Raw genomic sequence first — 12205 nt, forward strand, 5'->3', positions numbered from 1 at the left:
TATGTCCGGAAAAGTCCTGGTCGACAGAGTCTGACCAGGACTTTTCTGTCGTTTTTCCTGACGTGGACCCCGCAGAGGGGTAGTGTCCGGCGATAGGTCCAGAGAGGGGCAGTTTCCACGTTGCTCTCGCAGGTCAGAGCCGCTAGGTTCCTCGACGGTCTTGTGTAAGTCCCTGTCCCATTCATTCGAATCACCGAGGTGAACGGCGTGGCACTTCCGCCCCTTACCCCTGAGCAGCGCACCGCTGCGCTCGCCAAGGCAGCTGAGGCTCGCCGGGAGCGCGCCGAGATCAAGAATCGGCTCAAGCACTCCGGCGCGTCGCTCCACGAGGTCATCAAGGCCGGCCAGGAGAACGACGTCATCGGCAAGATGAAGGTGTCGGCGCTTCTCGAGTCGCTTCCGGGCGTCGGCAAGGTCCGTGCCAAGCAGATCATGGAGCGTCTCGGCATCTCCGAGTCGCGCCGTGTCCGCGGTCTCGGCACGAACCAGATCGCTTCCCTGGAGCGCGAGTTCGGCGGCGCTTCCGCCTGATCTGTCCCGATGGTTCGGAAACCCGCCAGGTTCCTGGATAATCGGTACATGAGTGAACGTCCGCGGCTGACCGTGCTCTCCGGCCCCTCCGGTGTCGGCAAGAGTACGGTCGTCTCGCATATGAGGCAGAAACACCCCGAGGTCTGGCTCTCGGTCTCCGCCACCACGCGCAAGCCGCGTCCTGGCGAGAAGAACGGTGTCCACTACCACTTCGTCGACGAGGACCAGTTCGCCAAGATGGTCGCCAACGGCGAACTGCTGGAGTCGGCCGTCTTCGCGGGCAACCACTACGGCACCCCGCGCAAGGCGGTGCTGGACAAGCTGGAGCTCGGCGAGCCGGTGCTGCTGGAGATCGACCTCCAGGGCGCGCGCCAGGTCCGTGAGTCGATGCCGGAGGCGCAGCTGGTCTTCCTGGCCCCGCCGTCCTGGGACGAGCTGGTCCGCCGGCTGACCGGGCGCGGGACGGAGTCGCAGGCCGTCATCAACGAGCGGCTCGCCGCCGCCAAGGTGGAACTGGCCGCCGAAAGTGAATTCGACTCGACCCTGGTCAATACCTCCGTCGAGGGTGTAGCGGCCGAACTGCTAACCTTGCTCAACGTAGTCTGATCTTTTTTGACGGAAGGTTTCCCGCGTGTCCTCTTCGATGACAGCGCCCGAAGGCATCATCAACCCGCCGATCGATGAGCTGCTCGAGGCCACCGACTCCAAGTACAGCCTGGTGATCTACGCGGCCAAGCGGGCGCGCCAGATCAACGCCTACTACTCGCAGCTCGGCGAGGGCCTGCTGGAGTACGTCGGCCCGCTGGTCGACACCCATGTGCACGAGAAGCCGCTCTCGATCGCGCTCCGCGAGATCAACGCCGGTATGCTCACCGCCGAGGCGATCGACGCGCAGTAGTCCTGACCACGCCATGCACAAACGGCAGCACGCCGCGATCCGGAAGACGACGGATCGCGGCGTTTGCTTTGATCCCAGGGAGTTGAGTGGCAGTGAACGTCGTTCTTGGTGTCAGCGGCGGGATCGCCGCCTACAAGGCGTGTGAGCTGCTGCGGCGATTCTCGGAGTCGGGCCACGACGTGCGGGTGGTGCCGACCGCGTCGGCGCTGCACTTCGTCGGCGCGGCCACCTGGTCGGCGCTCTCCGGGCATCCGGTGTCCACCGAGGTCTGGGCGGACGTCCACGAGGTCCCGCACGTGCGGATCGGGCAGCGCGCCGACCTGCTGGTGATCGCCCCGGCCACGGCCGACCTGCTGGCCAAGGCCGCGCACGGGCTGGCCGACGACCTGCTGACCAACACCCTGCTGACCGCCCGCTGTCCGGTGGTGTTCGCCCCGGCGATGCACACCGAGATGTGGGAGCACCCGGCGACCCGGGAGAACGTCGCCACGCTGCGCCGCCGCGGGGCGATCGTGATCGAGCCGGCGGTGGGGCGGCTGACCGGCGCGGACACCGGCAAGGGCCGGTTCCCGGACCCTGAGGCGATCTTCGAGCTGTGCAGCCGGGTGCTGGCCCGCGGTGCCGCCGCCGGGGAGCAGGACCTCGCCGGACGCCATGTGGTGGTCTCCGCCGGGGGCACCAGAGAGCCGCTGGATCCGGTGCGCTTCCTCGGCAACCTCTCCACCGGCCGCCAGGGCTATGCGCTGGCCTCGGTGGCCGCGGCGCGCGGGGCCCGGGTCACCCTGGTGGCCGGGCACACCGAGCTGTCGGATCCGGCCGGAGTCGACCTGGTCCGGGTCGGCACGGCGGAGGAGATGCGGGTCGCGGTGCTGGCCGCCGCGGCGGACGCCGACGCGGTGGTGCTGGCCGCCGCGGTGGCCGACTTCCGTCCGGCCGAGTACGCCGCCGGGAAGATCAAGAAGGTGGACGGGGTGGAGCCGGCGCCGGTGGCGCTGGTGCGCACCCGCGACATCCTGGCCGAGCTCTCCCGGGACCGGCCCAGGCCGGGCCAGGTGGTGGTGGGCTTCGCGGCCGAGACCGACGACGTGCTGGCCAACGGCCGGGCCAAGCTCGCCAGGAAGGGCTGCGACCTGCTGGTCGTCAACCAGGTCGGCGGGGGGCTGGCGTTCGGCAGCGCGGACAACGAGGCGGTGATCCTGGCCGGCGACGGTTCCGAGACCGAGGTGCCGTTCGGGCCCAAGGCGGCGCTGGCCGACGTGGTGTGGGATCTGGTCTCCTCACGACTGGCCGGTTGATCCAAAAGCTGGACCGGTTGGGCCGCCGGAGGGTTCCGTTGGCTAGACTCCCGCAGTAGTCCTCAATAAGTCTTTCCGGACCGCCCGCGCCATTCGGGCCGGGTGGTTCAGTCAGCAGCCGCTGCAACCCAGGGAGCGCTGTGTCTCGCCGCCTGTTTACCTCTGAGTCCGTGACCGAGGGTCACCCGGACAAGATCGCTGACCAGATCAGTGACACGATTCTCGACGCACTGCTCAAGGACGACCCGCACTCCCGGGTCGCCGTTGAGACGCTGATCACCACCGGCCAGGTGCACATCGCCGGTGAGGTCACCACCAAGGCGTATGCGCCGATCGCGGCCCTCGTCCGTGAGAAGATCCTCGAGATCGGCTACGACTCGTCGAAGAAGGGCTTCGACGGCGCCTCCTGCGGCGTGTCGGTGTCCATCGGCGCGCAGTCCCCCGACATCGCCCAGGGCGTCGACGACGCCTTCGAGGCGCGGGTCGAGGGCGACGACGACGAGCTGGACAAGCAGGGCGCGGGCGACCAGGGCCTGATGTTCGGCTACGCCTGCGACGACACCCCCGAGCTGATGCCGCTGCCGATCAGCCTGGCGCACCGCCTCTCCGAGCGGCTGTCCGCGGTCCGCAAGAACGGGACCATCCCGTACCTGCGCCCGGACGGCAAGACCCAGGTCACCATCGAGTACGACGGCGACAAGGCCGTGCGGCTCGACACCGTCGTGGTGTCCTCGCAGCACGCGTCCGACATCGACCTGGACTCGCTGCTCGCTCCCGACATCCGCGAGTTCGTGGTGGAGCCGGAGCTCAAGGCGCTGGCCGACGCGGGCATCGACCTGATCACCGACGGTTACCGGCTGCTGGTGAACCCGACCGGGCGGTTCGAGATCGGCGGCCCGATGGGCGACGCCGGCCTGACCGGCCGCAAGATCATCGTGGACACCTACGGCGGGATGGCCCGGCACGGCGGCGGCGCCTTCTCCGGCAAGGACCCGTCCAAGGTGGACCGCTCGGCGGCGTACGCGATGCGCTGGGTGGCCAAGAACATCGTCGCCGCGGGTCTGGCCCGCCGCGCCGAGGTCCAGGTCGCCTACGCGATCGGCAAGGCCGAGCCGGTGGGCCTGTTCGTGGAGACCTTCGGCACCGAGACCGCCCCGGTCGACGCGATCCAGCTCGCGGTGACCCAGGTCTTCGACCTGCGCCCGGCCGCGATCATCCGCGACCTGGACCTGCTGCGGCCGATCTACGCCCAGACCGCCGCCTACGGCCACTTCGGCCGCGAGCTGCCGGACTTCACCTGGGAGCGCACCGACCGCGCCGAGGCGCTGAAGGCCGCCGTCAAGGGCTGACCAGTCCGACGCGGGCTGATCCACGGCACCGAGCAGGCCCCCGTCCGGAGCGATCCGGGCGGGGGCCTGCTGTGGTCCGCCGGTCAGCTGATGACCACGGCCATGTCGTGGTAGGTGGAGTAGCCGGCCTGGAACTTGGTCTTGTTGACCCAGTAGTAGCCGCGCGCAGGGTCGTTCACATAGACGCCGTGCGGGGTCACCCCGACCAGGGTGATCGCATGCTCGGCCGGGCCCGCGTAGGGGATCAGCCGGCCGTCGTAGGCCCGGTAGTACGTGCTCTTCTTCGCCCGCCAGAGGTAGTCGATCCAGACCACCGCCGGGTGCCCGGCCCGGAGCTGCAGATACAGCTTCGCCGGGGAGTAGTTCTGCTGGGCGATCAGCACCTTCGCGCCGTTGGCCTTGGCGGCGGCGGCGATCCGCGGGTAGAAGACCCCGTAGCCGGTGCCCCGGGACTCGCTGCCGTTGGGGTTGCCCACGAAGGCCCGGTAGGGGTCGCCGGAGGTCTTGCCCGAGTAGCCGAAGTGAGGGTGCTTCAGATCGACGCCGATGGAGCTGAGCAACTGCTTGTCGCTGCGCTGGTGCCCCCGGTAGGCGAGCACCATCCGCAGCGCGGTGGCCTCGCAGTCGTTGGCCTCCTGCTGCCGGTACATCGGCACCCGCATGCTCCGCGAGGTCGGGAGGGTGGCGGCGGCCGCGCCGGTGGCGGGGATCAGGCCGAGCAGCAGGGTGGCTGCTCCGGCGGTGAACAGGGCGCTGCGGAGGCGGCGCCTTCGGGTCGAGCGGACTGGGCGTCCGGGCATGCTGATGTATCCCCCCTGGTCGGGTCGTGCGCTGGTACGGTCGGCTGCGGTGGTCAGCCCACCGGGCTGATGACGGCGGCTGTGCCGTAGGCGCAGATCTCCGTTCCGTTTCCGCCGGCCTCGGTGACGTCGAACCTCATGGCGAGAACGGCGTTCGCCCCCCTGGCCCTGGCTTGTTCGACGAGCCTGTCCATGGCCTGGTTCCGGCTTTCCACAAGGGTTTTGGTGAGCCCGCGGAGCTCGCCCCCGGCCAGCGACTTGAGGCCCGCGCCGATCTGGGAGCCGAGGTTGCGGGAGCGGACGGTGAGTCCGAAGACCTCTCCGATCACCCGGTCGACGCGGTACCCCTGGACATCGTTGGTGGTGACCACCAGGACCTCGGTGCTGTGCTGTCCGCCGCCGAAGTCGTCAAGATTCGTCATGCTTCGCATTCTGCCTTTCCAAGGTCATCTCGGCAGCGGAAACTGTCGGTCCGCTCTGATAGGACTACGGGTATGAACGGCACTCCTGACTCCGAATCCGCTGCCGCACCGGAGGCCGGTGCCGGGTCGGGGGAGCAGCTGGAGCTGGTCCGGTTCGAGCTCATGAAGGCCAGGGCCAGGGCGAAGCCCCGGGTGAACCCCAAGGCGACGACCAGTCATCTGCCGGTGGCGCGGGTGGTCGTGAACAAGGGCGTGCTGGTGATCGACCAGTACTTCGACTACTCCGTTCCGGTCGATCTGGACGAGATCGCCCAACCGGGTGTGCGGGTCAGGGTGCGCTTCGGCGCCAAGATGGTGGACGGGCGGCGCGAGGGCGGCGGTCTGATCGACGGCTTCGTGGTGGCCCGGCTGGCGAAGTCCGACTACTCCGGGTCGCTGGCCCCGCTGCTCCATGTGCTCTCGCCGGAGCGGGTGCTGACGCCGGAGCTGCTGCGGCTGTGCCGCGCGGTGGCCGACCGCTACGCCGGGACGCTGGCCGATGTGCTGCAGCTGGCGGTGCCGCCCAAGCGCAACCGGGCCGAGGCGGAGCCCTCGGCCGAGCCGCTGCCGGCCCCGGCGGCGCCCGAGCCGGGCAGCTGGCTGCGCTATCCGCTGGGGGAGGCGTTCCTGACCGCGCTGGCGGCGGGGGAGTCGCCGCGCGCGGTGTGGGCGGCGCTGCCCGGCGGCAGCTGGGCCGAGGAGCTGGCGCGGGCGGTGGCGGCGACGCTGGCGTCCGGGCGCGGGGCGCTGGTGGTGCTGCCGGACGGCCGGTCGGTGGCGCAGCTGGACGCGGCGCTGCTGGAGCTGCTGGGCTCCGGACGGCATGTGGCGCTGACGGCGGAGCACGCCCCGGAGGAGCGCTACCGGCGCTGGCTGGCGGTGAGCCGCGGCTCGGTGCGGGCGGTGGTGGGGACCAGGGCGGCGATGTTCGCGCCGGTGGCGGACCTGGGCCTGGTCGCGGTCTGGGACGACGGGGACGACCGGCACAGCGATGAGCATGCCCCCTATCCCCATGCCAGGGACGTCCTGCTGCTGCGGGCGCTGCCGTCGATGGCGAGCACTTCAGGCGAGGGCAACGCGGGTTCGGCAGGTTCCCCGGGCGCGGCCGGGGCGGCGGTGCTGATCGGCGGTCTGACCGTGACCGTGGAGTCGGCGCAGCTGCTGCACACCGGCTGGGCCCGGCCGCTGCTGGGCGAGCGGGCGGAGGTGCGCCGGGCCGCGCCGCTGATCCGTACGGTGTCGGAGCGGGACCAGGCCAATGACGCCGGGGCGCGCGCGGCCCGGCTGCCCTCGCACGCCTGGAGCACGGCGCGGGAGGCGCTGACCCGGGGCCCGGTGCTGGTGCAGGTGCCCCGGCGCGGCTATGTGCCCCGGCTGGCCTGTGTGCGCTGCCGGGCCCGGGCCCGTTGCCGGCACTGCGCAGGCCCGCTGGAGCTGCGGGACGCGGAGGGCGTGCTCTGCTGCGTCTGGTGCGGCCGGCTCGACCCCGACTGGCACTGCGTGGAGTGCGGCTCGACCAGGCTGCGGGCCCAGGTGGTCGGGGCCAGGCGCACGGCGGAGGAGCTGGGGCGGGCGTTTCCGCTGGTCCCGGTGCGGACCTCGGGCCGGGGCGAGGTGCTGGCCACGGTGCCGGACGCGCCGGCGCTGGTGGTGTCGACGCCGGGGGCCGAGCCGGTGGCGGAGGGCGGCTATGCCGCCGCGCTGCTGCTGGACGGCTGGGCGCTGCTGGGCCGGGCCGATCTGCGGGCCGGCGAGGACACCCTGCGGCGCTGGCTGAACGCGGCGGCGCTGGTCCGGCCGAGGGAGCAGGGCGGCTTGGTGGTGGTGGTCGCCGACGAGGGGCTGCGCCCGGTGCAGGCGCTGGTGCGCTGGGATCCGGCCGGGTTCGCCGGGGTGGAGCTGGCGGAGCGGGCCGAGCTGCACTTCCCGCCGGTGTCCCGGATGGCCTCGGTGACCGGCAGCGCGGCCTCGGTGGAGGATCTGCTGGCCCTGCTGCGGCTGCCCGAGGGCGCGGACGTGCTCGGCCCGGTGCCGGCCTCGGGCTCGGGGTCTGGTTCGGGCTCTGGCTCGGGCTCCGACGAGGAGCGGGTGCTGCTGCGGGTGGAACCGGGGCGGGGCGCCGAGCTGGCCACCGCGCTGAAGGCGGCGCAGGTGGCCCAGCTGGTCCGCAGGTCGGCCGAGCCGGTGCGGGTCAGGATCGACCCGCTGGACATCGGCTGACCGCGGCCGCCGGGGGTGGGTCCGGGTGGAACCGGGTTTGCTCAGGGGCCGGGCGCCGGAGAGCTCTCGGGAGGCGGCCGGGCGGCCGGGTCGCGCCGGGCGGAGGGGATGGCCCGGGACAGTCCGCCGGGGATCTGCACCCCGCTCCCCACCCCCGCAGCAAGGCTGCCGCCCGGCCCTGACCCCGCGGTCTGGGCCGGGACCTGGTGCGGGCCCGGCACGCCCGTGTCCGTGCCGCCGCCCGCCGCCGCGGCCGCGGCCTGGATCTCGGCGAAGGCCTGCTCGTGCCCGCTCGGCAGCGATCCTTCGGCCGCGGTGTCGGCCGGGCGGCGCACCCCGTACCTGCGGTGCACCGCCTGCTTGGTGACGCCCAGCGCGGAGCCCACGGCGTCCCAGGAGAAGCCGAGCGAGCGGTCGAACTCGACGGCGGCCGCCACCAGCCCCTCCACGCTGTCCCGCAGTTCCTGGGCGAGCCGGACGGTGGGCGCGGGGGCGCGGCCGTAGACCACGAATCCGGCGGAGGTGGTCGGGCGGCGGGGCCGGTAGACGTTGCCCAGCTGCGCGGTGAGCGTGCGCAGGGCGTCCACCTGGCGGCGCACCCGCTCGATGTCCCGCACCAGCAGGTGCAGGCTGGCCCTGGCGCGGGCGTCGTGAGTGGCGTGTTCGGCCATGTTGTTTGGGGAGCCTCTCGGAAAACCGGCGGTCAATCTTCCTTGACCAACGTTCCCGAGCCCGTTCAGTCACGGCGAGGGCGTGCGGAAGCAGATACGGGGCGTGCGCGCGCCGCTGTTCGACCGGCGGCGATTTGCCGCCTGCCCCCTCAGTACACTGGTGCTTCTGTGCACGAGGGCCTTCTGCACGCCTCCACCCTGACCGACGGGAGCCCGTTCCGTGGCGATTCAGCCCATCCGTATCTTCGGCGACCCGGTGCTCCGGTCGGCCGCGCTACCGGTGACGGTGTTCGACAAGGAGCTGCGGAACCTGGTCAGGGACCTCACCGAGACCATGAAGGACGCCCCGGGCCGGGGTCTGGCGGCCCCTCAGATCGGGGTCTCGCTGCGGGTCTTCACCTACCACGTGGACGGGGTCTTCGGTCATCTGATCAACCCCAGCCTGGACCTGAGCGACGAGGAGCAGGACGGCCCCGAGGGCTGCCTGTCGCTGCCGGGGCTCACCTTCGACTGCAAGCGGGCCTTCGGCGTCGTCGCCAAGGGCTTCAACGAGTACGGTGACCCGGTCACCATCGAGGGCACCCAGCTACTGGCCCGCTGCATCCAGCACGAGACCGACCACTTGGACGGCATCATCTTCATCGACCGGCTGGACCGCGAGCAGCGGAAGGCGGCGCTGCGGGCGATCCGTGAGGCCGAGTGGGCCGGCGACTCCGCGCCGCAGGTCCGGGTCTCCCCGCACAGCACCTTCGGCCGCGCCCTGTAAGCAGCTCATCACTTCTTCCCGAGAGGCCGCACCCGCGTATGAAGCTCGTCTTCGCCGGTACCCCCGAGCCCGCCCTGCCCGCGCTGGAGGCGCTGATCGCCTCCGGGCACGAGGTCGCCGCCGTGGTCACCCGTCCGGACGCCCCCGCCGGGCGCGGGCGGAAGCTGGTCGCCAGCCCGGTCGCCCAGCTGGCGGAGCAGGCCGGGATCGAGGTGCTCAAACCGGGACGGCCGCGCGAGCCGGAGTTCCTGGAGCGGCTGGCCGCGATCGCGCCCGACTGCTGCCCGGTGGTCGCCTACGGCGCGCTGCTGCCCAAGGCGGCGCTGGACGTCCCGCGCCTCGGCTGGGTGAATCTGCACTTCTCGCTGCTGCCGGCCTGGCGCGGCGCGGCCCCGGTCCAGCACGCGGTGATGGCCGGGGACGAGGTGACCGGCGCGTCCACCTTCCTGATCGAGGAGGGGCTGGACTCAGGACCGGTCTACGGCACCGTCACCGAGCTGGTGCGTCCCGGCGACACCAGCGGTGACCTGCTGGAACGGCTGTCCCGCTCGGGTTCGCGGCTGCTCACGGCGACCATGGACGGGATCGAGGCGGGCACCCTGGAGGCCCGTCCGCAGCCCGCCGACGGCATCAGCCTGGCGCCCAAGATCAGTGTCGAGGACGCCAGGGTGGACTGGACCGCCCCCGCGCTGCGGGTGGACCGGATCGTCCGCGGCTGCGCGCCCGCGCCCGGCGCCTGGACCCTGTTCCGCGGCGAGCGGCTGAAGCTGGGCCCGGTCCGGCTCGCGGCCGGCCGCTCCGAGCTGGTGCCGGGCGAGATCGCGGTGGCCAAGAACACCGTCCGGGTCGGCACCGGCAGCCATGAGATCGAGCTGGGCGAGGTCCAGCCGCAGGGCAAGAAGCGGATGTCCGCGGGAGACTGGGCCCGTGGCTCGCGCCTGGAGACCGGCGAGCGCCTCGGCAGCTAACAGCACTCTCCGTTCGTCACTCTCCGTTCGTCCATAACCAACGTCAGCACCTTGCGAGGCAGCACATGAGCACACCCCCCACCGCCAAGGCCCCCGTCCGCACCGCCGTCCGAAGAAGGACCCGGCCCGGATGCTCGCCTTCACCGCGCTCCGCGCCGTGGACGAGCGCGACGCCTACGCCAACCTGATCCTGCCCTCGCTGCTGCGCAAGGCCGAGAAGAACGAGAACTTCGACCGCCGCGACGCTGCCTTCGCCACCGAGCTGGTCTACGGCACGCTGCGGATGCGCGGCAGCTACGACGCGGTCATCGGCGCCTGCATCGACCGCCCGCTGAGCAAGGTCGACCCCAACGTCCTGGACGTGCTGTCGCTGGGCGCGCACCAGCTGCTGGCCACTCGGATCCCGGCGCACGCGGCCGTGTCCGCGACCGTGGAGCTGGCCCGGGTGGTGCTGGGCGACGGCCGGGCCAAGTTCGTCAACGCGGTGATGCGCAAGATCAGCACCCAGGACCTGGACACCTGGCTGGAGCAGGTCGCGCCCCCGTACGAGCAGGACGCCGAGGACCACCTCGCGGTGATGTACTCGCACCCGCGCTGGGTGGTCTCCGCGCTCTGGGACTCGCTCGGAACATGGCAGCCCGCGCACTGCGGCCGGGCCGCCGTCTCCGAGCTGCTCGCCGCCGACAACGCCCGCCCCGCGGTCACCCTGGTCGCCCGTCCGGGCCGGTCCACCGCGCAGGAGCTGCGGGACTCGCTGCCGGCCGAGGACACCGCGCCGGGCCGCTGGTCCCCGTACGCGGTGCAGCTGGTCGAGGGCGGCGAGCCGGGCCTGGTCGAGGCGGTCAAGGAGAACCGGGCCGGGGTCCAGGACGAGGGCAGCCAGCTGGTCGCCGCCGCGCTGGCCGCGGCCCCGCTGGAGGGACGCGACGGGCTGTGGCTGGACCTCTGCGCGGGCCCCGGCGGCAAGGCCGCGCTGCTGGCCGCGCTGGCCTCGCAGCGGGACGCCTTCCTGGTCGCCTCCGAGTCGCAGCCGCACCGTGCGGCCCTGGTCGCCAACGCGCTGGACGGCAACCCAGGACCGTACGCCGTGGTCACCGCGGACGGGCTGCGGCCCGCCTGGCGGCCCGGCTCGTTCGACCGGGTCCTGGTCGACGTGCCGTGCAGCGGCCTGGGCGCGCTGCGCCGCCGCCCGGAGTCCCGCTGGCGCCGCACCCCGGCGGACATGGCCCACTTCGGCCCGCTCCAGCGCGGCCTGCTGACCTCCGCCGTGGACGCCACCCGCCCCGGCGGCGTGATCGGCTACGCCACCTGCTCGCCGCACCTGGTGGAGACCAGGACGGTGGTGCAGGACGTGCTGCGCGCCCGTGACGACCTGGAGCTGATCGACGCCCGCCCGCTGCTGCCCGGCGTCCCGGACCTGGGCGAGGGCCCGGACGTCCAGCTCTGGCCGCATCTGCACGGCACCGACGCGATGTACCTGGCCCTGCTCCGCAAGAAGGCCTGACCCTCCAGCAGTTGACCACCCCTCAGATGAAGGTTTGGGACATGCCTCAGATCAGCCCCAGCATCCTGTCAGCGGACTTCGCCCGGCTCGGCGAGGAGGCCGAGGCCGTCCGCGGCGCCGACTGGCTGCATGTGGACGTCATGGACAACCACTTCGTGCCGAACCTGACCCTGGGCCTGCCGGTGGTCGAGTCGCTGCGCAAGGCCACCGACATCCCGCTGGACTGCCACCTCATGATCGAGGACCCCGACCGCTGGGCCCCGCAGTACGCCGAGGCCGGCGCCGGTTCGGTGACCTTCCACGTCGAGGCCGCCGCCGCGCCGGTCCGGCTGGCCCGGGAGATCCGCGCGCTGGGGGCGCGGGCCTCGATGGCGCTGAAGCCGGCCACGCCGATCGAGCCCTACGAGGACCTGCTGCCCGAGCTGGACATGATCCTGATCATGACCGTGGAGCCGGGCTTCGGCGGCCAGTCCTTCCTCGACATCATGCTGCCCAAGATCCGCCGCACCCGGCAGCTGATCGACCGGCACGGCCTGCAGCTGTGGCTGCAGCTCGACGGCGGGGTCTCGGCCGAGACCATCGAGCGCTGCGCCGACGCGGGCGCCGACGTCTTCGTGGCCGGGTCGGCCGTGTACGGGGCCGAGGACCCGGCCGAGGCGGTCCGCAAGCTGCGCGAGCTGGCCGCCGCGGCGACCGAGAACTCACCCTGGGTGCACCAGCACTGACCTGCTTTGTGGGAAAC

At 72.1% G+C, this 12205-nt stretch carries 13 protein-coding genes; 10 read left to right on the top strand and 3 right to left on the bottom strand.

Annotated elements, in window-relative coordinates:
• Positions 1–207 precede the first annotated feature (207 nt).
• The 5 genes from mihF (at position 208) to metK (ending at position 4073) form a co-directional block, all read left to right on the top strand.
• Positions 208–531, top strand: a complete 324-nt coding sequence (mihF, locus tag ACXKR8_RS42010) for an integration host factor, actinobacterial type (RefSeq protein WP_182442798.1) — start codon at positions 208–210, stop codon at positions 529–531.
• Between the two features lie 48 nt (positions 532–579).
• Positions 580–1137 (top strand): guanylate kinase, encoded by a 558-nt coding sequence (gene gmk, locus ACXKR8_RS42015; RefSeq protein ID WP_458269769.1) that lies wholly within the window; start codon positions 580–582, stop codon positions 1135–1137.
• Positions 1138–1162: 25 nt separating this feature from the next.
• Positions 1163–1429 carry a DNA-directed RNA polymerase subunit omega gene (gene rpoZ / locus ACXKR8_RS42020; protein WP_030248832.1) on the top strand — a complete coding sequence of 89 codons (267 nt, stop codon included), beginning with the start codon at positions 1163–1165 and terminating at the stop codon, positions 1427–1429.
• 92 nt (positions 1430–1521) lie between these two features.
• Positions 1522–2724, top strand: a complete 1203-nt coding sequence (gene coaBC, locus ACXKR8_RS42025) for a bifunctional phosphopantothenoylcysteine decarboxylase/phosphopantothenate--cysteine ligase CoaBC (protein ID WP_458269770.1) — start codon at positions 1522–1524, stop codon at positions 2722–2724.
• A gap of 140 nt (positions 2725–2864) precedes the next feature.
• Positions 2865–4073, top strand: a complete 1209-nt coding sequence (metK, locus tag ACXKR8_RS42030; protein WP_458269771.1) for a methionine adenosyltransferase — start codon at positions 2865–2867, stop codon at positions 4071–4073.
• 83 nt (positions 4074–4156) lie between these two features.
• Here the strand turns inward: metK and ACXKR8_RS42035 are convergent, their stop codons facing one another.
• Both ACXKR8_RS42035 and ACXKR8_RS42040 read right to left on the bottom strand, forming a co-directional pair.
• Positions 4157–4873, bottom strand: a complete 717-nt coding sequence (locus tag ACXKR8_RS42035; protein WP_458269772.1) for a C39 family peptidase — start codon at positions 4871–4873, stop codon at positions 4157–4159.
• A gap of 53 nt (positions 4874–4926) precedes the next feature.
• Positions 4927–5295, bottom strand: a complete 369-nt coding sequence (locus ACXKR8_RS42040) for a YbjQ family protein (protein ID WP_458269773.1) — start codon at positions 5293–5295, stop codon at positions 4927–4929.
• A gap of 72 nt (positions 5296–5367) precedes the next feature.
• Here ACXKR8_RS42040 and ACXKR8_RS42045 point away from each other — a divergent pair, with 72 nt between their 5' ends.
• Positions 5368–7554 (top strand): primosomal protein N', encoded by a 2187-nt coding sequence (locus ACXKR8_RS42045; protein ID WP_458269774.1) that lies wholly within the window; start codon positions 5368–5370, stop codon positions 7552–7554.
• A 41-nt stretch (positions 7555–7595) separates the two neighbouring features.
• On the opposite strand, the gene ACXKR8_RS42050 is transcribed toward ACXKR8_RS42045, so the two are convergent.
• Entirely contained in the window at positions 7596–8225 is a 630-nt protein-coding gene (locus ACXKR8_RS42050; RefSeq protein ID WP_458269775.1) for a hypothetical protein, read from the bottom strand.
• Positions 8226–8445: 220 nt separating this feature from the next.
• On the opposite strand from ACXKR8_RS42050, the gene def reads away from it, so the two are divergent.
• The 4 genes from def (at position 8446) to rpe (ending at position 12188) form a co-directional block, all read left to right on the top strand.
• Positions 8446–8991, top strand: coding sequence for a peptide deformylase (gene def / locus ACXKR8_RS42055; protein ID WP_458269776.1), 546 nt, complete (start codon positions 8446–8448; stop codon positions 8989–8991).
• A gap of 38 nt (positions 8992–9029) precedes the next feature.
• Positions 9030–9959, top strand: a complete 930-nt coding sequence (gene fmt / locus ACXKR8_RS42060; protein WP_458269777.1) for a methionyl-tRNA formyltransferase — start codon at positions 9030–9032, stop codon at positions 9957–9959.
• Positions 9960–10089: 130 nt separating this feature from the next.
• Positions 10090–11463 carry an RsmB/NOP family class I SAM-dependent RNA methyltransferase gene (locus ACXKR8_RS42065; protein ID WP_462100061.1) on the top strand — a complete coding sequence of 458 codons (1374 nt, stop codon included), beginning with the start codon at positions 10090–10092 and terminating at the stop codon, positions 11461–11463.
• A gap of 41 nt (positions 11464–11504) precedes the next feature.
• The gene (gene rpe / locus ACXKR8_RS42070) at positions 11505–12188 is read left to right on the top strand and encodes a ribulose-phosphate 3-epimerase (RefSeq protein ID WP_458269779.1); all 684 of its coding nucleotides are present in this window, start codon (positions 11505–11507) and stop codon (positions 12186–12188) included.
• Positions 12189–12205 lie beyond the last annotated feature (17 nt).

It is taken from the genome of Streptacidiphilus sp. PAMC 29251 (assembly GCF_054208735.2).